We start from the raw sequence: 21,569 nt of genomic DNA, 5'->3' as shown, positions 1-21,569 counted from the left end.
CGCGCTCATTGTTCGCCCGGTGGATGGCCCGGGCGCTCCGAAGACGATTGATCAGCCGCCGCATCGCATGGCCGCCTTTCCGGTGAGTGTCAGGTCGTCGGCGATGCCGGTGATGGTCTGGAGGTTCTGCGTCACCGTGACCTGGATCTGCTGTCCCGGGGTGCAGGTCGTCAGTGAGGGTGTGAAGTCGCCGCTTTCGAGATCGAGCGAGGGAGCTGCGCCCACACCGTGGGTCACGGCATCTGTCCACACGTTGGTGATCGCCATGGTGCGCGCCGTTTCGCGGGCTGCGTGGGTGAGGCTGATCTGCGCGTTGTAGGCTCGGCCGAATTCCATGATCCCGAGCACCAGGGCCAGAAGGATCGGTACGACGAGAGCAAACTCCACGGCAGCGGCTCCGCGCTCTGAGCGCCACAGGCTCATGGTGGTGTCCTTGATGGAAGGAATAAGGAGTGAAACGTCCGTCAGAAGCTGGGCTCTGGATCGAGAAACGCCGCGGGCCCCGGGGGACGCCGCGGCGCTTCATCGACAGTTCTAGATCACTCCACCGGCGCGGCATCAACTCCGGTGATGCCATCCGAGACATCGGTGAACAGACCCGCCAGGTCCTCACCGAGGGTGGTCACCACGAGGATGATCGCCACTGCGATGAGACCCACGAGCAGGCCGTACTCCACGGCGGTGGCGCCCTTCTCGTCCTTCTTGAGGCGGTCGGCGGCGTCGAAGAAGACGTTCTGGATGGTGATGAGCAGAGGCAGCATGGCAGGATCCTTTGATAAAAGGGGGGGTGATAGGAAAGGGTCGTCAGCTCTGTCGGTATTTGCCTTGCGGCTTCTCCCCGTACCGGGCTACTGACCTGTAAACAGATTAGACTTTGCTCCAGCAAAGTCACAAGCATTCAGATGCATGCACTTTGGGGGACGTCAAAAACGGACGTAATGCCTAGTGGCGGTCTGCATCGATCTGCATCTACCCCCGCAGTGGCACGCTTGTCCCCCGAACGGTGTCAGTAGAGCCCCGGCAGCAGGTACTCCCGCGCCAGAAGTTCCCCCCAGACGACGCCCACCAGGGCGCCGGCGAGCATCGACGGACCGAACGGGACGTCACTGCGCAGGCCTCCGCGGCGGGACGCCAGCACGGCGAGCCCCACCACCATGCCGACCACGGACGCCAGCACCGCCCCGACGAACAGGGCTCCCCACCCCTGGAAGCCGAGGAACAAGCCCAGCACGGCGGCGAGCTTCACGTCGCCCATCCCGAGTCCGGCCGGCGAAATGAGGGCCAGCACTAGATAGAGGACGAACAGCACGAGAGCGCCCAGCACAGCCCGCAGCAGCGCACCCCAGGCGTTCTCCCCTGTGGCGGCGAGCGCGAGCAGCACGAAGCCGATGCCCAGCGCCGGCACCACCACGGCGTTGGGAAGCAGGTGGTGTCGCAGGTCGATCACCGAGAGCACCACGGCGAGCGCTGCCAAGAAAAGGTAGGCGGGGAGCTGCCAGCTGAACCCGAAGAATGCGGCCACGAGGACGAAGAGCGCCGCCGTGGCGACAGCCAACAGTGGATGGGACGGCGCAGAGGTGGGTTCGTCCGTGACAGGGCTGTATCGCAGGACGACACGGGGCAAGAACCACCCAAGGACCGCGCCGACGAGACCGGCGGCCAGCACCAAGACAAGAAGCGCTGATCCGAACATGGGCTCCACGCGAGGGTTCCTCCGGCTTGTGGGCGCTTCGACTGACACGCGGATGAATAGTTGTCCCCCATTCGGGGCCACTGTACGGTACAAAGACTAACCGAGCAGACAACCTTTTCAGTGTTTGAGCACGTCAGTCAGCATTTCCAGAATTCGCGGCCCACACGTTGAAAAGCTCGCGGAGCGAGATCGCCCGAATTTCCCGTGCGCAGGAATTCGGGCTTGACGACTCAGCACGATTGAGTGTCGGCGGCAGTGTTTCCTGAAACTGGAGTTCTTGGAGAAACCGCCCGAGTCAGTTGACGATCCAGGACAGCAGCGGCGGGACGAGCACGCATCCGAGCGCCATGACCACGACGACCACCCCCAGCATGATCTGTTCGCGGTGTGCCGCGGCGGCACCGACGAGCTCCAGCGGCGGGCGGGGGCCGAACTCCCAGTCGAGGGCTTCCTGTTCCCACCGGGTGCCGGCCAACTCGTCGGCGCCGCTCAGCAGGCGCAGGCGCTCGGAGGTGTTCTCGGTGTCACCGTGATCGCGTGCGCCGAGCGGGGGCAGCGCCCAGGTGTGCCGCAGGCCCTGCACGAGCGCGAGCACCGCCTCCAGTGGCTTGTCTTCGAGGTAGTTGCGACGCGTCCAGGCCACCTTCGCCCGCTCGAGCGGGAAGCCGAGCACCACCTCGGACCCATCCTTGCGGACGACGAAGGCCACCCGGTGCGCTCGCCGGCGGGGCGTCCCGGGCGGGTCCTCGGGGGCCGTGATCCGCCGGACGTGCAACCAGTGGAAGGCCGCGACAACACGGGGGCGCACGCCACGGCCCAGGAACAGCACGCCGTTGCGCTCGACCACCACGGTGACGAGCCGGGGAAGACCAGCGTGCCGGGCACCGGTGAAAAGGTCCGGGCGCAGCGTCCGCAGGGCGCGCAGGAACTGCGCGTCCCGTCGGCCCTGCAGCATCGTGTACATACTGAGTCCCTCGGCGGCCCGGAAGAAGGCCTGCGCCCGGGAGTCGAGCAGGGCGGCCGTGGCAGCGCCGGCGATGGCCCCCATCAGAGCCGCGAGCACGACGAGCCTGGACGAGAGCTCCAGCGAGGCCGCCTGCGCCGACCACCAGAAGACCGCGATCGCGGCGACCGACATGACTGCCCCCAGCAGAGCCCTGCGCTCCTGCAGCCGCAGTGCCCAGCTCCTGCGGGACAGGTGCTGCTGTTCGGCCTCGCCGGCGGTCCGGGGCCGACCCGGCCGTCCGGAGACGACGAAGGACGTCCGCACCACATCCTCACGCCCGGCGGTGGCCGGAGGCTGCCGGCGGACGACGCCCTCCGTCGGCCCCCAGGTGGAGTAGGCACCGCTCAGCGCCGGCAACCGGTCCCGGAGCTTCGAGAGCTCGGCCCGCAGACGGTCGCCGTCGAGCTCCGTGGGCGAGATCCCGTAGGCGTCCAACCGCCCGCGCGCCGCCATGGCCACGATCTTGTCCGGGCTCGGCCGGGATCGCAGGAGGTGCTTGGCGAAGGCGGCGGTCATGAAGTGGCAGGCGTCGAGGGCGTCCGCGTAGGCGTCCATGCCGGAGTAGCCCATGGACGCGGTGATGTGGGCGGAGGTCCTGCTGAGCTGCACGGTGGCGAAGGACGCCGCGACGTCGAGCAGCAGGAACACGCTCGAGGCCCCGTACTCGGGGAAACCTGCCTCTGCGAGACTGTCGCGCGGGGTCAGCCCCAGGGCGTCCCGGACTCCTCGCACGGACCGGTCGAACATCGTGGTGCCGTGGGCGATCCGGATCTCCCGGAAGACCAGCGTGTCCAGCAGCCGGGCCCGGATCTGCGGGACGGGTGTGCTCGGTCGGTAGCGGGAGGCGGGGAACGCCGCGGCGTAGCGCGTGCCGAGAAAGGCCGCGAGGCCACCGCGGGCTCCTCCGACCGGCCTGGTGATCATGCTGTCGGGGCGGGCGAGCTCCCGCTCGATCTCCCGCAGCGTCCGGAGGTCGAGCTCCCCGAGGAACGCGAGGGCGTGCTCCAGTTCCTGGGTCCCTTCGGCCCTGTCCCGGGCGTCGGTGCTGGCCACGCCGATCAGCCGTTCGACCACGGTGGTTCGCTCCGCCTGCTCGTCGCCGCCCATGCGTGTCCTTGCTCCTCGGCGCACCGGGCCGGACGCCTGGCGACAACTCGTTCTCGAACGCAAACTACACTGCTCGGCGCGCTCCGGAGGTCACCAGGACGTGAGCACGGACAGCGCCGTCTGCAGTCCGCGCTCCGTCCGCACCTCCCGGCCCACCCGCTCAGCGGCGGAACGGCAGCCCAGGGCGTCGTCGATCGCCGCGGTGAGCCGCTCCACCGTCAGCTTCTTCTGCGGGATCGGCGCGGCCGCGAGCCCGATCCCGTGGAGCTGCCGCCCCCAGAACGGCTGGTCGGCGAGGAACGGCACCACCACGTGCGGAACACCGGCCCGGGCCACGGTGTGGACGGTCCCGGCCCCGCCGTGGTGGACGGCGAGCGCGGCACCGGGCAGCACCGCGTCGAGCGGCAGGGACGGCACGGCGAGCACGTCGTCGCCCCGGAGGTCCTCCGGCAGGGCGAGGCCGCCCCACCCGGTGAGCAGCAGCGTGCGCAGACCGTGGGCACGGGCGCTCTCCACCACGGTTCTCCCCCGGGGCTGCGGGTCCCCGGAGGCCATGGACCCGAAGGTCGCCACCAGGTAGGGCCCGCCCCGGAGGAACTCGAGCACGGCGGGCTCGGGCTCCGGCGCGGGGGCGTCGGAGTGCCAGGACCCGGTGAGGTGCACCGAGGCCGGCCAGTCGTCCGGGCGCGGCAGGAGCTGCGGGCTGATCGGCAGCAGGGTGGCCGCCGGCGCGGAGACGGAGACCGGCACGCCACCGGGCAGCTGGGCGCACGCCCGGTCGATGTCGCGGCGGAACATCCGCCCGGCGCCCCGGGCGGCCGCGTAGGTGGCGCGGTTGAACCGGCCGAGGTCCCGGTTCACCACGCCGGGCGCCGGGAACGTCCGGGTGGGCGTGAGCACGGGAACGGCCTCCACCACCACGTGCGGGACGCCCAGGGCGTCCGCGACCGCCGGCGCCGTGAGCACCTTGGCGTGGTAGACCACGACGTCCGGCTCGAACACGAGCGTCTCCCGCACGGCGGCGGCCAGCATCCGGCGCATGGCGGGGCCCACCTCGGTGCGGAAGTGCCGCACGGCCGTCCACGGCGAGATGCCGTGCTCGGCGACCAGCCGGTGGAAGTCCACCTCCAGGCTGACGGTGTCGAGCCCGGATAGGTCCACCCCGGAGTTGTCGGGCACGCCCAGCCGGACCTCGTGCCCGCGGCTGGACGCACAGCGGGCCAGAGCGGCGAAGGGCTCCACGTCCCCGCGGGTTCCGGAGGTCAGCAGCATCATCCTCATGCCCACAGTGTGCCCCTCCTCCCCCGCCAGGGCTCGTGCTGTCCGGGGGTGCAGCGCCCGAGGACCGGAGCCGGAGCCGTCGACCTCCGCGAGGACGACGGACGACGACGGCGCCCCGCCCGCCGGTCAGCCGGGCCGGCTCACGCCCCGGCGCCGGAGCCCGGGCGGTCGTCCGGATCGCCGGCCTGGCGCCGGCGGTAGGCGCTCATGTTGGTGCGGTTGGCGCAGCGCTGGCTGCAGAAGCGCTTGGAGCGGTTGCGGGAGAGGTCCAGGAGCACCCCGTCGCAGTCCTCGGCCCCACACTCCCGCAACCGGTCCGTCTCGTCGGCGCGGATCACATCCACGAGGGCGAACGCCGTCTCCAGGCGGAGGCGGGCGGCCAGGGGGGCGTCCGAGGGCGAGGCGTGCAGGTGCCAGTCCTTGCCGTCGTGCCGGGCCAGGTGCGGGGCGAGCTCGGTGGTGTCGAGCACGTCGTTGACCGCGTCCACCATGGCGTCCCGGTCCAGGGCCCAGACCCGCCGCAGCTCGTCGCGCACCTCGCGCACCTCGGCGAGCTCGTGCTCGTCGCGGTCGAAGCGTCCCGACCAGCCGTGCTCCTGGAGGAGCGCCCGCAGCTGCTGGGTGGTGACCAGCTCGTCCTCCCCGGATCGGGAGGCGCCCGGCGCGGTGTTCATCAGCGCCACGTCGGACTCGAGCACGTCTTCAGTGTCATAGGCAAAGTGCACTTGACTACTTATCCCTTCCATGGCTAGCGTGAGTGTCATCATCAGTTTAGACCCTTACGCGACGATGGTCGCGAGAAGGAGTACCTCATGGTCGGCGGACTCTACCTCCTGGCGCTGCTCGTCGTGTTCGCCACCGTGGGCCGGCAGTCCGTCCCGCGGCGGGAGCGCGCGGATCTGCGCAGCTGGACGCTCCGGGACGTGTACTACAACGTGCGGCGCGGAGTGAGCGTGCTCGGCGAGCACGGGCCGTCCTACCCGGCCCTGGACAGCTCCGAGCCGCCGGCGGCGCAGCGGACGCGCTGAGCGGCGCTCCGGTCAGAGCGCGACCTTCTCGAACAGGGCCGCCGTGCCGATGCCGCCGGCGGAGCTGATCATCGCCAGCAGCAGGCTCCCTTCGGGCAGGTCCTGTGACCTGGCGAGCAGCCGCACCACGGACACCGCCCCGGAGGCGCCGTAGGCGTGGCCCAGGGCCAGGGCGCCGCCCTCGGCGTTGAGCACCGTCTCGTCGAGGCCGAGGAGGTCGACACAGGCCAAGACCTGTCCGGCGAAGGCCTCGTTGAACTCGACCGCCGCCAGCTGGTCCACGGCCACATCCTGCTCGTCCAGCAGTTGCCGGGCCGCCACGGCGGCGCCGATGCCCAGCCGCGCCGGGTCGACCCCGACCGTGGCCGCGCCGCGGAAGGCCAGGCCGGCTGGGACGCCCAGCTCCCGCGCCGTGGCCGGGTCCGTGACGAGCACGGCCGCCGCGCCGTCGGCGTCGGGACAGGAGTTGCCGGCCGTGACCGTCCCGCCGGCCTCGAAGACGGGCGGGAAGCGCGCCAGCAGCCCCGCGGTCAGCGTCGGCCGCGGGCCGTTGTCGGCCCGCACGACACCGCGCGGCCCGGTCACCGGCACCAGCTCCGCCTCGAACCGTCCCGCACCGGCCGCCGCGAGGGCGCGCCGGTGGCTGCGCAGGGCGTAGGCGTCATGGCGTTCCCGGCCGATCCCGTGCTCCCGGGCGACCGTCTCGGCGGCCTCGCCCATGTCCGGGTCGCCCAGGTGCTCCGGAGCGAACTGGGCGCGGCGGTAGAACTCGACCGCACCGTCCTCCCGTCGTCGTCCGCGCAGCGGTGCGGTGCTGATGCTCTCCGCCCCGCCGGCGAGGAAGGCCCGGCCGGCCCCGGCCCGGGCGAGCCGGCAGGCCAGCACCACGGCGTCCAGTCCCGAGCCGCACTGCCGGTCCACGGTGAGGCCTGGCACGGACAGCGGCAGACCGGCCTCGAGGGCTGCGAGCCGAGCGAGATTGCCGCCGGCGCCCACGGCGTTGCCGACCACGACGTCCGCCAGGCAGCCCGGGTCCAGCCCGGAGTCCTCGAGGAGGCAGCGGAGCACCGGGGCCAGGAGCCGGTGGACCGGCACGCCGTCGAGCAGGGTCCCGGCGCGTGCCAGGGGCGTGCGGCGTCCCAGCACCAGCACCGGAGCGGCGGGGTCAGCCGAGGGGACGGGCACGGTGATCTCCTTCAAGGATCCAGTCGCGGAACAGCGAGCGGCTGAGCTTGCCGCTGTCGGTGAGGGGCAGCTCCTGGAGCTCCCAGTACTGCTGCGGCCGCTTGGCCGGCGCCAGCCGGTGCTCCAGGCCGGCCCGGAGGCGCAGCTGGTCCGGTCCGCCGTGGTCGGCGGGGAGGATGCCGGCCACGATCCGCTGCCCGCGGGTGCCGGCGGGAAGGCCGGCGACGACGACGTCGACCACTCCGGGCACCTGGGCCAGGGCCGCCTCGACCTCGTGGGGGTAGACGTTGTGCCCGCCGGTGTTGATCATCTCCGCCGCCCTCCCCAGCACGTGCAGCTGCCCGTTCCCGAGGAAGCCCTGGTCCCGCACGGTGGCCGTGCCGCCGAGCCGGCCGAAGGCCCGGCCGTCGTCGCCCCAGAGGTAGCCGTCGCAGACCAGGTCCGAGCGGACACCGATCGTCCCGGTCGCACCCTCCGGCACGGGACGGCCGTCCTCGTCCAGGACGGCGAGCTCCACGCCGGGGAACGGAGCGCCCACCGCGGTGCCGGACTGCTCGGCGGACTCGCCGCCGGCCTCACCGGAGCGGTGGCACCGGGCGGCGATGAAGCCGAGCTCGGCGGCGCCGTAGTACTCCCAGATCGTGGCGTTCGGCGCCCAGCGGCGGGCCGCCTCCAGCGTGGTGGGGTCCAGCTTCTGCCCGGCGCACACGATCGCCGTGACACCGACGGCGTCCACCCCGGTGGTGAGGCCGCGCTCGGCCAGGACCCGCAGCATCGTGGGCACGAGCACCAGGCGGGTGGCGCCGCCTGCGGTGATCTCCGCGTGGGCGGCGGCGACCTCGAAGCGCGGCAGGGTGCAGAAGGTGGCCCCGGCGTACAGGCATTCGGACAGGGCGTAGAGGTTGAGACTCGCCGAGAGCGGCCCGGGGGCCAGCACCCGGTCCTGAGGTCCCAGGCCGAAGTGCTCGGCGGAGGCCGCGAACGAGCGGCGCCAGGATCTGCGGCTGCGGGTGAAGCCCTTGGGCAGGGCCGTGGTGCCCGAGGTCAGGCCGATCAGGAAGGCCGAGGCGGGGTCGCCGTCGCGCAGCCGTGCCGGAGCGTGCCGGGCGGGGAGCCGTTCCGCGCAGTGGTCCTGCACCCGCGCGGCGACCTCGCCGGGCCAGGACGGGTCCAGGACGGCGCACGTGCGCTCCTCGGCCACCCCCGCGGCCCACCGGACGGCGAAGTCCGTGCCGTTGCCCTGCCGCAGGATGCCCGTGGCCGCGCCCGAGGCCGCCAGGGCCGCGGCCTCCGCACGCAGCCCGCCCCAGCTCAGCTGCTCGTTCCCGCAGACGACGGCGGTCTCCTGCGGGCGCTCGTCGGCCCAGCGGGTCACACGGTCCAGGAAGGGCATGTCCTCGTCCTCGGTGGTGGTTGCTCGGCCCCCGGACGGGGTCCTGCCGAGGGTCAGCGGGCGGCGGTCGGCGTGCCGCCCAGGAGGCGGCGGTAGCTGCGGTGGACGTTGATCGCGGCCAGGGTCGCCACGACCGCCTTGAGCAGGTCACCCGGGATGAAGACGAGGGCGCCCAGGGCGGAGGTGGACAGCGGCAGGCCGGTGACCACGGCCGTCCACGGGATCCCGAAGGCGTAGATCACCACGATGCCGCCCACGACCACGCTCATCAGCACGGCGGTGAAGCGGGCCGCGCGGCCGGTGCGCCGGATCGCCCAGTACTGCACCAGCGCCCCGATCACCAGGGCCGCGGGGATCCACCCCACCAGGTAGCCGCCGGTCGGGCCCAGGAACACCCCGAGCCCGCCCCGGCCCCCGGCCAGCAGCGGCAGACCGGCCAGCACCAGGGCCTGCAGGACGACGACGGAGAGCATCCCGCGCACCGGTCCGAGCAGCGCACCGGCGAGCATCACCCCGAGGGTCTGCAGGGTGATGGGCACCGGGATGATCCCGACCGTGATCGGCGGCACCAGCCCGAGAGCGGCGATCAGGGCGGCGAACACGGCCACCAGCACGGTGTTCTGGGTGGTCTGGGAGCTGTCGGTGGTCCGGGAGGTCATGGCGGTCATGGGGTCCTTCGGTCGGGGACGAGCGGCTGGGCTCGAGCAGGCGGGGCGGAGACGTCTGGAACGGTCGGGGCGGTGACGGTCGGGGCGGTGACGGTCGGGCTGGATCCGTCGGGGTAGGACGGTCAGGGTGGGAGGGTCGGGGTGGGCCAGGGTCAGTCGGTGGTAGTCCGGGGCGCGGCGCGTGGTGGGGTCGCGGAGTCGTAGCAGCGGGCGTCGAGGGCGGCGGCGATCTCCTGGGCCGATTCCAGGGTCCGCACGAGCAGGGGCACCAGCACGGCCACGGGGCTGTTGTGCAGACCGCGTGCGAACTGGGCCTCGCGGACCTCGAGGTACTGGGTGCGGATCTGCGGGATGAACCGGATCGTCATCGACAGGGCCAGGCTCATCTGGGCCGGGTTCAGCCCGAGGTGCCGGGTCGGGGCCAGCAGCCGCTCGAACAGGGTGAGCATCTCGCTGAACGTGGTGGACAGGCTCACCGCCCAGGCGAACAGGCACAGGCTGAGCAGCCGCAGGGCCGAAACCGCCGCGGCCTCCCAGGTCGTGGTGAACCCCAGCGTGAGGAAGACGATCCCGACGATGACGAGCAGCCCCAGCAGCATGCGCACCAGACGGGCGACCGGGGTGCGGGTCAGCACCGCGGCGGCCACGGCCAGGACGAAGACCGCGGTCTGCACACCCAGGTGCGTCACGGCGTAGATGCCGAGGCTGGCTGCGAACAGGAAGGCGAACTTGTACCCGGCCGGGATCCGGGTCAGCGGACCGGTGCGCTGCGGACCGGTCACCGGTCGCTGATCCCGCAGTAGAACTCCACGGCCGGCCCCGGGGCGCCGTCGAAGGCGATCCGGCCCTCGTGCACCACCAGGACCCGCTGGTAGCCGCCGATCAGATCGAGGTCGTGGGTCACCACGACCGCCCGCTGGTCGAGCTCGTCGATGGTGGCCTGCAGCCGGCGCCGGTTGCGCCGGTCCAGCATGGTCGTCGGCTCGTCGAAGACGATCGTGGACGGCTCCATGACCAGCACCGAGGCCAGCGCCACCAGCTGCTTCTCGCCCCCGGACAGGGCGTAGGACTCCCGCTCGCGCAGGTGGGAGATGCCCAGCCGCTCCAGGACCGCGTCCACCCTCGCGGTGAGCTCGGCCCCGCGCAGGCCCAGGTTCTTCGCCCCGAAGGCCAGGTCCTCGGCCACCAGGGGCATCACGATCTGGTTCTCCGGGTTCTGGAACACGAAGCCCACCTGGCGCCGGATGCGCTTGGCGTCCGTCGCGGTGGACAGCCCGCCGACCTGCACGGCGCCCCGGGTGGGCAGCAGCAGCCCGTTGAGCAGGCGCACCAGGGTGGACTTGCCCGAGCCGTTGAGCCCGATCACCGCGATGCGCTGCTCGTCCAGGGACAGATCGACGTCCTGCAGGACGTCCTGGCCCTCCCGGGTGACCGTGACACCGCTCAGCCGGATGCCCGTGGGAGCGGTCCCCAGCGGCGCCGCAGGCTCGCCACGGCGCGACCGGTCCCGCAGCGGATGCTTGATCGACACCGTCGAAGCCTTCCTCTCCTCATCGTGCTCACCGGCACGCGGACACCGCTGCGCCAGGCACCGCAGCGTCCCGGAGGCGGTGGCGCAGCCCCGAGAAATCTCAGCCCCGAGAAGTCTCAGTCCTGAGGTGCCGGCTCGAAGTACAGGTGGGCGTGCAGGGCGCACCCGGGGTTGAACCGCGCGCGGCACCGCGGACAACCGTCCACCGCCAGGTACTCGCGGACGGAGAGCTCGTGGCCGCAGACCCCGCAGAGCACGGCCTCGGCGTCGTACTCCTCGACCGGCCACTGCACCGCCGGATGGCCGGCGGTCTCCTCATGGCACGAATGACAAGGATAGTACTCCTGGCAGCACCCGAACTTGATGGCGATCACGTCCAACGGCGTCCGGTAGTGCACGCACCGCGTCTGCTCGTCGACCGGACGGCCCAGCACCCGCCTCATCGCTGTCCTCTCCAGGAGTGGTGGCCCGGGCCCTCCCGGAGGAGGACCCGGGCCCGGAATCGGCTCAGCCCTCGGTGGTGTCGAGGGCGAGGAGGAGGTCGCCGCCGGTCACCTGGGTGACCCCCGTGAGGGCCACCCGGGCGACCGTGCCGCCGGTGGGGGCGGTGATGGAGGCCTCCATCTTCATGGCCTCGATGGTGGCGACCTGACCGCCGGCCTCCACGGTGTCGCCCTCGGCCACGGTCACGGTCACGGCGCCGGCGAAGGGGGCGGCCACGTGGCCGGGGTCGGTGGGGTCGGCCTTCTCGGTCTCGGGCACCGAGGAGGCGATCGAGGTGTCGCGGACCTCGATCATCCGGGGCTGGCCGTTGAGGGTGAGCATCACGGTGCGCATGCCCTTGTCGTCCGGCTCCGAGATGGCCTGCAGGGTCACCAGCAGCCGCACCCCCTTGCCGAGGGAGATCACGTGCTCGTGCTCGGGGGTCAGCCCGTAGAGGAAGTCCCGGGTGTGCAGCACGGACACGTCCCCGTACTTGGCGCGGCCGGCCTCGTACTCGCGGGTGGGACCGGCGAACAGCAGGCGGTTGAGCGTGGCCCGCCGCGTGGCGGAGTCGGAGGCCAACGCCGCCGAGTCCTCCTCGCTCAGCTCCGTGACCCCGACCCGCACGTTGCGCCCCTCGAGCGCCTTGGACCGGAAGGGCTCCGGCCACCCACCGGGGGGCGTGCCCAGCTCGCCCGCGAGGAAGCCGATCACCGAGTCCGGGATGTCGAAGCGCTGCGGGTTCGCCTCGAACTCGGCCGGGTCCACCCCGGCCCCCACCAGGGCCAGGGCGAGGTCGCCTACGACCTTCGAGGACGGGGTGACCTTCACGAGGTGCCCGAGCATGGCGTTGGCGGCGGTGTACATGTCCTCGATCGCCTCGAACCGCTCCCCCAGCCCCAGCGCAATCGCCTGCTGGCGCAGGTTCGAGAGCTGACCCCCCGGGATCTCGTGCCGGTACACCCGGCCCGTGGGTGCGGTGAGCCCGGACTCGAACGGGGAGTACATCGTGCGGATGACCTCCCAGTAGGGCTCCATCGCCGAGATCGCCTCCAGCCCGATCCCGGTGTCCCGCGGCGTGTGCTCCAGCGCCGCCACCAGCGCCGAGGCCGGCACCTGGGAGGTCGTGCCGGCCATCGAGGCGTCGGCCACGTCCACCGCGTCCACCCCGGCGCCGATCGCGGCCATCAGCGTGGCCAGCTGCCCGCCGGCGGTGTCGTGGGTGTGCAGGTGCACGGGCAGCTCGAAGCGCTCCCGCAGGGCGGTCACCAGCTTCGCCGCCGCCATGGGCCGCAGCAGCCCGGCCATGTCCTTGATCGCCAGCACGTGCGCCCCGGCGTCGACGCACTGGGCGGCCAGGTCCAGGTAGTAGTCCAGGGTGTAGAGCGTCTCCCCGGGGTCGTTGAGGTCGCCCGTGTAGCACAGGGCGACCTCGGCGACCGCGGTGCCCGTCTTGCGCACGGCCTCGATGGCCGGGGTCATCTGCTCCACGTCGTTGAGGGCGTCGAAGATCCGGAAGATGTCCACCCCGGTCGCCGCCGCCTCGGCCACGAACGCGTCCGTGACCTCGGTCGGGTACGGGGTGTACCCGACGGTGTTGCGCCCGCGCAGCAGCATCTGGATCGGGATGTTCGGCATCGCCTCGCGCAGCAGCCGCAGCCGCTCCCACGGGTCCTCCCCCAGGAACCGCAGCGCCACATCATAGGTCGCCCCGCCCCAGGCCTCCACCGACAGCAGCTGCGGCAGCGTGTGCGCATAGGCCGGGGCCGCCGCCAGCAGGTCCCGGGTCCGCACCCTCGTGGCCAGCAGCGACTGGTGGGCATCACGGAACGTCGTCGACGTCACCGCCACCGCCTGCTGCTCCCGCAGGGCCCGGGCGAAACCCTCCGGGCCCAGGTCCTGCAGCTTCTGCCGCCAGCCCGCCGGGGGCTGGTGCTCCGAGGGCCCGTCGAACGGGGACCGCAGCGGCTCGTCATGCTTGTCGCCCGGGTAGTGCGGCAGCTTGGTGCGCGGGTCGATGCCCTCCACCCGCTCCCCGTTGGGCCGGTTCACCGTGACCTCGGCCAGCCAGGTCAGCGCCTTCGTCGCCCGGTCCCCGGACGTTCTCGCGGCCAGAAGCTCCGGGCGGGACTCGATGAAGTCCGTGGCGACCTCCCCGGCCAGGAACTGCGGATCCGCCAGCACCGCCTGCAGGAACCCGATGTTCGTGGCCACCCCGCGGATCCGGAACTCCGCCAGCGCCCGCTGGGACCGGTGCACCGCCGTGGCGTAGTCCCGGCCCCGGCAGATCAGCTTCACCAGCATCGAATCGAAGTGCGGGGAGATCTCCGCCCCCGCGTACACGGTGCCGCTGTCGAGACGCACTCCCGCGCCGCCGGCGGAGCGGTAGGCGGAGATCTTCCCGACGTCGGGGCGGAACCCGTTGGCCGGGTCCTCGGTGGTGATCCGGCACTGCAGCGCCGCACCCCGGACCGTCAGCGACTCCTGGGCGATGCCCAGGTCCGCCAGGGACTCCCCCGCCGCGATCCGCAGCTGCGAGGCGACCAGATCCACATCGGTGATCTCCTCGGTGACCGTGTGCTCGACCTGGATGCGCGGGTTCATCTCGATGAACACGTGCTGACCCGCCCGCTCCCCGGCCGTGTCCACCAGGAACTCCACGGTGCCGGCGTTGACGTACCCGAGCTCCTTGGCGAACTTCACCGCATCCCGGTGCAGGGCCTGCCGGATCCCCTCGTCCAGGTTCGGCGCCGGGGCGATCTCGATCACCTTCTGGTGCCGGCGCTGGACAGAGCAGTCGCGCTCGAACAGGTGCACGGTCTCCCCGGACGCGTCCGCCAGGATCTGCACCTCGATGTGCCGCGGGCGCAGCACCGCCTGCTCCACGAACATCGTCGGGTCCCCGAAGGCCGTGTCGGCCTCGCGCATCGCCGCCGCCAGCGCCTCGGGCAGCGCCTCCGGGGTCTCCACCCGGCGCATCCCGCGGCCCCCACCACCGGCCACCGCCTTCACGAACACCGGGAAGCCGATCCGCTCGGCCTCCCCCAGCAGGTAGTCCACGTCGGAGGACGGCTCCGAGGAGTCCAGCGTCGGGATCCCCGCCCGCTTCGCCGCCTTCAGCGCCTCCACCTTGTTCCCGGCCAGCTCCAGGATCCCCGCCGCCGGACCCACGAACGCGATGCCCTCGCGCTCGGCGGCGCGGGCCAGATCCGGGTTCTCGGACAGGAACCCGTAGCCGGGATAGATCGCATCCGCCCTCGACTCCTTGGCCACCCGGACGATCTCCTCGACATCCAGATAGGCCCGCACGGGGTGGCCCTCCTCCCCGATCCGGTACGCCTCATCGGCCTTCTGCCGGTGGATCGAGTTGCGGTCCTCGTACGGGAACACCGCCACCGTCTTCGCACCCAGCTCGTACGCCGCACGGAAGGCACGGATCGCGATCTCACCACGATTGGCCACCAGGATCTTGGAGAACATCAACACCCGTTCCGCACCCGGCCGGTCGCACGGACCCCGGGCGCTGCTTCTTCTCTGTCGGACAACGTCAACTGTAGGGATCAGGAGGTGCCCCGCGCGGAACCCCGCGCGGCAGCGGGTCGGCTCATCCGAGCAGAATCACGTCCAGGGTGCGCGGACCGTGCACGCCCTCCACGCGCTCGAGCTCGATGTCCGAGGTCGCGGACGGCCCGGAGATCATCGTGACCGGGGCCGTGGGCTCCACCAGGGCCAGGGCCTCGGGGATCAGCTCGACCACCGAGTCCAGTCGCACCACGCAGATGTGGTGGTCGGGGACCAGGCTGATCGCCCGGCGGCCCTCGTCGGGACGGCCGGTCAGGAAGATCGTGCCGGTCTCGGCGCAGGAGACGGTCGAGGAGGTCACCACGGCGTCCACGGCGTTGAGCTCGCGCACCCCCAGCGCGGACGCGGCCCGGGCGTCGCCGGGGTCCACCAGCGCCCGGCGGGCGGCGGTGTCCTCCGGCAGCCAGGACCGGTCCAGGCCGGCGGGGACCACGTAGCGGGCGGAGACGCCCAGCAGGTCGGCGATCCGGGCCGGCAGGGTCTCTGCAGTCTCGCGGTGGACGGCGGCCCGGTAGTCCACGAGCCGGTCCTCGAGCATCTCGACGACCTCCTCGCGCAGACGGTCCGAGGAGCGGCGGTAGGTGCGCTCCGCAGGCGCGGGCGCCGGGGTGTAGTGCAGGGCGCCGCGGATGCGGGCCAGGATCTCGGTCTTGGCGTCGGTCATCGCTCTCCTCCGTCGTGCTGCGTGTCGTCCCGGGCCCCGCCCTGCGGTGCTCCGGCGGCGCCCTCGTGCGGCGCGCCGTGGGATGCCCCGGAGGGGGCACCGCCGGAGGTCCCGCCGGACGTCCTGTCGGAGACCCCGTCCGTGGTCCCGTCCGTGGTCCCGTCCGTGGTCCCGTCCGTGGTCCCGTCCGTGGCGCCACCGGTGGAGCCGCCGTCGGCGGCCACCCGCTGCGCGGTCTCGTCGGCGTGCTGGGCCCACCAGTTGCGGAAGGACTCCTTCGGCGGGGCCGGGATGTCCCGCTCGTCGGTCCAGCCCCCGGCCGCGCCGGGCAGCCAGGAGATCGCACGGTCCCTGCCTGCGACAGCGCGACCCAGCGGCAGGGCCTTCTCGGCGAGCGCCATGCGCCGGCCGGAGGACATCACGAAGGAGGCTCCCTTCATCATGAGGTCCATCTCGGACGGGGCCTGCGGCAGGCGCCGGGTCCGGGCCGGTGCCGCGGCGGCGCCGTCGTCGGAGCGTTCGCCGTGCCGGGTGCGCACGTCCTCGTCGCGCAGGTGCACGAGGATCTCGGGGATGTTGATCTTCACGGGGCACACGTCGTAGCAGGCCCCGCACAGCGAGGAGGCGTAGGGCAGGGACGCGTTCTGCTCCGAGGTGATGCCGGTCAGCTGCGGGGAGAGGATCGCCCCGATCGGACCCGGGTAGGTGGAGCCGTAGGCGTGGCCGCCGGCCTGCTCGTAGACGGGGCAGACGTTCAGGCACGCCGAACAGCGGATGCAGTGCAGCGCGGAGCGCCCGGCGGGGTCGTCCAGCACCGCGGTGCGGCCGTTGTCCAGCAGCACCACGTGCACGTTATGCGGGCCGTCCCCCGGTGTCACGCCCGTCCACATCGAGGTGTAGGGGTTCATCCGCTCCCCGGTGGAGGAGCGCGGGAGCAGCTGCAGGAACACCTCGAGATCCTGGAACGTGGGCACGATCTTCTCGATGCCCATCACGGTGATCAGGGTCTCGGGCAGGGTCAGGCACATGCGGCCGTTGCCCTCGGACTCCACCACGGTCAGCGTCCCGGTCTCGGCCACCCCGAAGTTCGCCCCGGAGACCGCCACGGAGGTGGAGAGGAACTTCTCCCGCAGGTGGGTGCGGGCGGCCTCGGCGAGATCGCGCGGCTCGGACGTGAGGGTCTCATCGGTCTCGGCCATCTCGGCGAGGAAGATGTCGCGGATCTCGTGCCGGTTCTTGTGGATCGCAGGGACCAGGATGTGCGAGGGCAAGTCGCGCCCCAGCTGGACGATGAGCTCGGCCAGGTCCGTCTCCGTGGCGGTGATCCCGTGGCCGGCCAGGTGCTCCTCGAGGCCGATCTCCTGGGTGGCCATGGACTTGATCTTGATGACGTCCGTGGAGCCCGTGGCCTGCACGAGCTCGGTGACGATCCGGTTGGCCTCCTCCGCGTCGCGCGCCCAGTGCACCGTGCCGCCGCGGGCCGTGACGTTGCGCTCGAACTCCTCGAGCAGCTCCGGCAGGTTCGCCATGACCTGCTCCTTGATCGCGGAGCCGGCGGAGCGCAGCTCCTCCCAGTCGGGCAGCTCGCCCGCCACCGCGGCGCGCTTGCCGCGGATCGTGTGGGTGGCGTGGCGGATGTTCGCGCGCATCTGCGTGTTGCCCATCTCGGCCTTCGCGGCGGCGGGGAACGCGGTCCGCGCGTGCAGGTTCCCCTGCCCGTGGACGGGGCGGACGGCGGGCATGCCCAGGGCCGTGCGGCTCATCGAGCACCTCCAGCGGTGGTGGGGGCCGACGACGACGCCGTGCGGCGCGCCCTCGGGCCCGGGATGGACAGCTCGACCGGCCCGGAGACCTCGAGCGGGTTCTCGCGGGTGGAGGCGAGGATCTCGGCGAAGTGGACGGTGGCCGGCCCGGAGTCCCGGCGGTTCATGGCCCCGCCCAGGTGCATCAGGCAGGAGGCGTCCCCTCCGGTGCACAGCTCGGCGCCGGTCGAGACGATGTTGTCGATCTTCTCCTCGGCCATCGCGGCGGAGACGTCCGGGTTCTTGAAGGAGAACGTCCCGCCGAACCCGCAGCACTCGTCGGCGTCGGGCAGCTCGACGAAGTCGATGTCGCCGACCGAGGCGACCAGGTTCTTCTGCCGGTCCCCCAGGCGCAGCAGCCGCATCCCGTGGCAGGAGGGGTGGTAGGTCACCCGGTGCGGGAACCAGGAGCCGAGCTGCGCGGCCGCGTCCGTCACGCCGAGCACGTCGGTCAGCAGCTGGGAGAGCTCGTAGGTGGTCGCGGCGACGGCCGCCGCTTCCCGGGCGAGGGCCTCGTCGCCGCCGGCACGGGCGATCATCGGCTGCTGGTGGCCCAGGGAGGCGACGCAGGAGCCCGAGGGGGCCACGGCCACGTCGTAGTCCGCGGCGGAGAAGGCCTTGACGTGGTTGCGGACCACGGGCAGGGCGTCGTCGAAGTAGCCGCTGTTGACGTGCATCTGGGAGCAGCAGCCCTGGCCGGGCGGGAACACCACCTCGTGGCCGAGCCGCTCGAGCACCCGGACCGTGGCCAGGGCGACCCGCGGGTACATCGCGTCCACGATGCACGTGGCGAACAGGGCGATTCTCATGGTGCCTCCGGGAACGAGGAGCGGAAGGAGCGACGACGGCGCAGCGCCGCGTGTGGTCTGACCATACTAGACCGATGAGACGGACGCCACAACGAGTCCCGGGCACAGCCGATCCCGTGCGTTCGAGGGGGTTGGGGTTGTGACGTGGGTCATGTACTCTTTGTGGTCAGACCATTGTGGTCCGACCATAGGGTCGGCCGATGGCCGGACCTCTTCCGCACACGCCCGTCCTCTCCCCTTGCCCCACCCTCGACGAGGTGGGCCCAGAAAGGATCTCTCCGTGGACAATCTTGCTGTGCTGAGCCTCTTGGCTCTGCTGCCCCTGCTCCTGGTGGGCGTGCTCCTGGCCGGCTTCCGGTGGCCCGCGAAGTACGCGATGCCGGTGGGCTACCTCACCGCTGTGCTGGTGGCGCTGCTCGTCTGGCGCATGAGCTTCACCGGGGTGCTGGCCGCCACCATCGAGGGTCTGATCGTGGCCATCACCATGCTCTACATCGTGTTCGGCGCCCTGCTGCTGCTCTCCACCCTCACCGTGGGCGGGGCCATGGCCACGATCCGCGCCGGCTTCAACAACATCTCCGCCGACCGGCGGATCCAGGCCATCATCATCGGCTGGCTCTTCGGCTCCTTCATCGAGGGCGTCTCGGGCTTCGGCACCACGGCGGCGGTGGTGGCCCCGCTGCTCCTGGCCATGGGCTTCCCCGCGATGGCCGCCGTCATGGTGGGGCTGATCGTCCAGTCCACCCCCGTGAGCTTCGGCGCGGTCGGCACACCCATCCTGGTGGGAGTGGCGGGAGGCCTGGGCGGTGACCCGGCGGTCGCAGAGCGCGTCGAGGTCCTGGGCGTGACGATGCCCGAGTTCGTCAACTCCATCGGCTTCTACACCGCGGCCATGCACGGCATCGTGGGCATCCTCATCCCGCTGATCCTCGTGACCCTGCTCACCGGCTTCTTCGGCCCCGAACGGCGCTTCCGCGACGGCCTCGCCGTCTGGCCCTTCGCCGTGTACGCGTCCCTGGCCATGACCGTCCCCTACGTGCTGGTCGCCCGCTTCCTGGGCCCCGAGTTCCCCTCGATGTTCGGCGGGATCCTCGGACTGGTGCTGGTGATGTTCACCTCCAGCAAGGGCTTCCTCATGCCGAAGGACACCTTCCAGTTCGGCCCCCGTGCCGGCTGGCCCGCGCGCTGGATGGGCACCATCGAGCCGGCCGAGGCCACGGACGTGTCCACGCACATGAGCACGGTCCGCGCCTGGGCCCCCTACGCCCTGATGGCGGGACTGCTGGTGGCCACCCGCGTCATCACCCCGTTCAAGGAGTGGCTGACCGGTCTGGCGATCCCGTTCGAGAACATCCTGGGCACCGAGATCACCACCACCGTCCAGCCGTTCTACCTGCCCGGCTTCGTGCTGATCCTCGCCTCGGTCTTCGCCTACCTGCTGCACCGGATGAGCTCCCGCGAGATCACCCGGACGCTCAGGATCTCGGCCGGCCAGCTCGCCGGCACCGCCGCCGCGCTGCTCTTCGCCGTTCCGCTGGTGCGCGTGCTCATCCAGTCCGGCCCCGCGCTCAACGACTCAGGGCTCTCCAGCATGCCGGTCACCCTCGCCGAGGGGGCCGCCGCGATCTCGGGCGGCTCCTGGCCGGTGATCGCTCCCTGGATCGGCGCGCTGGGCGCCTTCATCGCAGGGTCGAACACCGTGTCCAACCTGACCTTCTCCCAGTTCCAGTTCTCCACCGGCGCCGCCATCGGCCTCGAGCGGCCCGAACTCGTGGTGGCCGCCCAGGCCATCGGCGGGGCCGGCGGCAACCCGATCGCGATCCACAACATCGTGGCGGCCTCCGCCACCGTGGGCCTGCTCGGGCGCGAGGGAGACCTGCTGCGCAAAACCATCATCGTGACCACCTACTACTGCCTCGCCGGCGGCGCGGTCGCCTACCTCTTCATCCACGGCGTGGGCTTCAACCTGGGCACCGTCATGCTGGTCCTGCTCGTCGCCGGGCTCGCCGTCCTGGCGCGCCGGCTGACGCGCCAGGACGTGACGGCGGAGGAGCGGAGCCGGGTCTGATCCGGCACGCGACGGCACCGTCCTGCACGACGCCCCCGGCCGCCGGGCCGGGGGCGTCGTCGCCCCCGGCCCGGCGAGCCTCCGCACTTCCCTAGACTGGTCCGCGTCCCGCCCATCCCCCGAGGAGCCCCCGTGCCCGCAGCCTCACGCATGTACACCGTCGTCCTCGACTGGCTCGAGGAGCGCCTGCGCTCGGGCGAGATCTCGGTGGGCGACAAGCTGCCCGGGGAGCGCCACCTGGCCGAGGAGTTCGGCATCTCCCGCGCCTCGGTGCGGGAGGCGATCCGGATCCTCGACGCCATGGGGCTGGTCCGCTCCTCGACCGGGTCGGGGCCCAACGCCGGAGCGATCGTCATCTCCGACCCGTCGGCCGCGCTCGGGTGGGCGCTGCGGATGCACGTGGCCACCCGGTCCCTGCCGGTGCGGGACCTGATGCAGACCCGGCTGCTGCTCGAGACCCAGTCCGCCCACGAGGCGGCCGCCGCGGCGGAGACTCCGGAGCGGGCGGCGGTGCTCGAGCACGCGGCGGAGCTGGTCGCCGCCATGGAGGATCCGGCCCTGCCGGACGAGCGCTTCCACGCCGCCGACGCGCAGTTCCACATCCTGCTCGCGTCCCTCGCCGGCAACGTGGTGGTCGAGACGATCATGTCCTCGTTGCGCCAGGCCACCATCGGGTACGTCCAGGAGACCGTCGCCGGCCTCGACGACTGGCCGCAGGTGCGCCGCACCCTGCAGGAGCAGCACCGGGCGATCCTGCTCGCCACCCAGGAGCGCCGGGGGGAGGACGCCGCCGCCGCGCTGCGGGAGCACATCACCTGGTTCTTCGGCCACAGCGCCGCCGCCCAGGAGGAGCAGGGCCTGCGGGCCTGACCGGACGACCAGAGGGTCCAAGACCCCCGGGCCCGTGCGGACGACCCGGCGGACGCAGGGAACGCACTGGACGAACGAGAGCGGCCCCACCGGTTCCGGTGGGGCCGCTCTCGTTCGTGGAGTCGCGGGGCAGAGGTTGCACGGTAGGGGGCCATCGGCCGAGGGGGGTGCAAGGTGATCCAAGCCTTGCGCGGCCGCATCCCGATCCAGGGGGGACTGTCCCGGGGCGGCCCCCTACCGTGAGCAGGTCGGTGGACCATCCGGTCCGGGGCTCGGCCACATGGGGGGTTGGGCCGTGCACCGTGGGGATGTCTCTCACTCATCCACCGACTTTTCTTCTCTGCTCGCACTACCGATCATGCCGGGTTTGCTAATGCAGATGAATACACTTTCGTCTAC

The 21,569-nt window shown here is 71.9% G+C and carries 19 protein-coding genes; 3 read left to right on the top strand and 16 right to left on the bottom strand.

The genetic code is table 11. From position 1 onward, the window contains the following. Positions 1–51 precede the first annotated feature (51 nt). From Q0817_RS06720 to Q0817_RS06695, 6 genes are all read right to left on the bottom strand, one after another. A complete protein-coding gene (locus tag Q0817_RS06720) occupies positions 52–423 on the bottom strand; it encodes a TadE/TadG family type IV pilus assembly protein (RefSeq protein ID WP_298585390.1) in 372 nt (123 codons plus the stop codon). Between the two features lie 116 nt (positions 424–539). Then, positions 540–761, bottom strand: coding sequence for a Flp family type IVb pilin (locus tag Q0817_RS06715; protein WP_298585389.1), 222 nt, complete (start codon positions 759–761; stop codon positions 540–542). 245 nt (positions 762–1,006) lie between these two features. Beyond that, a complete protein-coding gene (locus tag Q0817_RS06710) occupies positions 1,007–1,555 on the bottom strand; it encodes an A24 family peptidase (protein WP_298585388.1) in 549 nt (182 codons plus the stop codon). A gap of 433 nt (positions 1,556–1,988) precedes the next feature. Continuing rightward, positions 1,989–3,806 (bottom strand): hypothetical protein, encoded by a 1,818-nt coding sequence (locus Q0817_RS06705; protein WP_298585387.1) that lies wholly within the window; start codon positions 3,804–3,806, stop codon positions 1,989–1,991. A gap of 90 nt (positions 3,807–3,896) precedes the next feature. Next, positions 3,897–5,087 carry a glycosyltransferase gene (locus tag Q0817_RS06700; RefSeq protein ID WP_298585386.1) on the bottom strand — a complete coding sequence of 397 codons (1,191 nt, stop codon included), beginning with the start codon at positions 5,085–5,087 and terminating at the stop codon, positions 3,897–3,899. A 140-nt stretch (positions 5,088–5,227) separates the two neighbouring features. After that, positions 5,228–5,785, bottom strand: coding sequence for a CGNR zinc finger domain-containing protein (locus Q0817_RS06695; protein ID WP_298585385.1), 558 nt, complete (start codon positions 5,783–5,785; stop codon positions 5,228–5,230). Positions 5,786–5,899: 114 nt separating this feature from the next. Between Q0817_RS06695 and Q0817_RS06690 the strand changes: the two genes are divergently transcribed. Next, positions 5,900–6,115 carry a hypothetical protein gene (locus tag Q0817_RS06690; RefSeq protein ID WP_298585384.1) on the top strand — a complete coding sequence of 72 codons (216 nt, stop codon included), beginning with the start codon at positions 5,900–5,902 and terminating at the stop codon, positions 6,113–6,115. Positions 6,116–6,127: 12 nt separating this feature from the next. Here the strand turns inward: Q0817_RS06690 and Q0817_RS06685 are convergent, their stop codons facing one another. The 10 genes from Q0817_RS06685 to Q0817_RS06640 all read right to left on the bottom strand — a co-directional run bounded on the left by Q0817_RS06685 (position 6,128) and on the right by Q0817_RS06640 (position 18,232). Beyond that, positions 6,128–7,300, bottom strand: coding sequence for a thiolase family protein (locus Q0817_RS06685; RefSeq protein ID WP_298585383.1), 1,173 nt, complete (start codon positions 7,298–7,300; stop codon positions 6,128–6,130). Continuing rightward, complete coding sequence (locus Q0817_RS06680) at positions 7,281–8,693, bottom strand: class I adenylate-forming enzyme family protein (protein WP_298585382.1); 1,413 nt, start codon at positions 8,691–8,693, stop codon at positions 7,281–7,283. Before Q0817_RS06680 ends, Q0817_RS06685 begins: the two co-directional genes overlap by 20 nt. A gap of 53 nt (positions 8,694–8,746) precedes the next feature. After that, positions 8,747–9,361 (bottom strand): biotin transporter BioY, encoded by a 615-nt coding sequence (locus Q0817_RS06675; protein WP_298585381.1) that lies wholly within the window; start codon positions 9,359–9,361, stop codon positions 8,747–8,749. A gap of 152 nt (positions 9,362–9,513) precedes the next feature. Then, complete coding sequence (locus tag Q0817_RS06670) at positions 9,514–10,143, bottom strand: energy-coupling factor transporter transmembrane protein EcfT (protein WP_298585380.1); 630 nt, start codon at positions 10,141–10,143, stop codon at positions 9,514–9,516. Continuing rightward, entirely contained in the window at positions 10,140–10,892 is a 753-nt protein-coding gene (locus Q0817_RS06665; RefSeq protein WP_298585379.1) for an energy-coupling factor ABC transporter ATP-binding protein, read from the bottom strand. Before Q0817_RS06665 ends, Q0817_RS06670 begins: the two co-directional genes overlap by 4 nt. 116 nt (positions 10,893–11,008) lie before the next feature. Continuing rightward, positions 11,009–11,335, bottom strand: a complete 327-nt coding sequence (locus Q0817_RS06660; RefSeq protein WP_298585378.1) for a CHY zinc finger protein — start codon at positions 11,333–11,335, stop codon at positions 11,009–11,011. 64 nt (positions 11,336–11,399) lie between these two features. Further along, positions 11,400–14,855, bottom strand: a complete 3,456-nt coding sequence (locus Q0817_RS06655; RefSeq protein WP_298585377.1) for a pyruvate carboxylase — start codon at positions 14,853–14,855, stop codon at positions 11,400–11,402. A gap of 124 nt (positions 14,856–14,979) precedes the next feature. Beyond that, a complete protein-coding gene (locus tag Q0817_RS06650; RefSeq protein WP_298585376.1) occupies positions 14,980–15,621 on the bottom strand; it encodes an LUD domain-containing protein in 642 nt (213 codons plus the stop codon). Then, positions 15,618–17,384 (bottom strand): lactate utilization protein B, encoded by a 1,767-nt coding sequence (locus Q0817_RS06645; RefSeq protein WP_298585375.1) that lies wholly within the window; start codon positions 17,382–17,384, stop codon positions 15,618–15,620. Before Q0817_RS06645 ends, Q0817_RS06650 begins: the two co-directional genes overlap by 4 nt. After that, positions 17,381–18,232, bottom strand: a complete 852-nt coding sequence (locus Q0817_RS06640) for a (Fe-S)-binding protein (RefSeq protein WP_298585374.1) — start codon at positions 18,230–18,232, stop codon at positions 17,381–17,383. Before Q0817_RS06640 ends, Q0817_RS06645 begins: the two co-directional genes overlap by 4 nt. 280 nt (positions 18,233–18,512) lie before the next feature. Here Q0817_RS06640 and Q0817_RS06635 point away from each other — a divergent pair, with 280 nt between their 5' ends. Both Q0817_RS06635 and Q0817_RS06630 read left to right on the top strand, forming a co-directional pair. Further along, positions 18,513–20,300: an L-lactate permease gene (locus tag Q0817_RS06635; protein ID WP_298585373.1), complete on the top strand. Its 1,788-nt coding sequence runs from the start codon at positions 18,513–18,515 to the stop codon at positions 20,298–20,300. A 150-nt stretch (positions 20,301–20,450) separates the two neighbouring features. Next, positions 20,451–21,170 (top strand): FadR/GntR family transcriptional regulator, encoded by a 720-nt coding sequence (locus Q0817_RS06630; RefSeq protein ID WP_298585476.1) that lies wholly within the window; start codon positions 20,451–20,453, stop codon positions 21,168–21,170. The last annotated feature ends 399 nt before the right edge of the window (positions 21,171–21,569 follow it).

Origin of the sequence: uncultured Kocuria sp., from assembly GCF_947500125.1 — a bacterium.
Lineage (GTDB): Bacteria > Actinomycetota > Actinomycetes > Actinomycetales > Micrococcaceae > Kocuria.
This window is presented reverse-complemented; position numbering and strand designations above follow the sequence as displayed.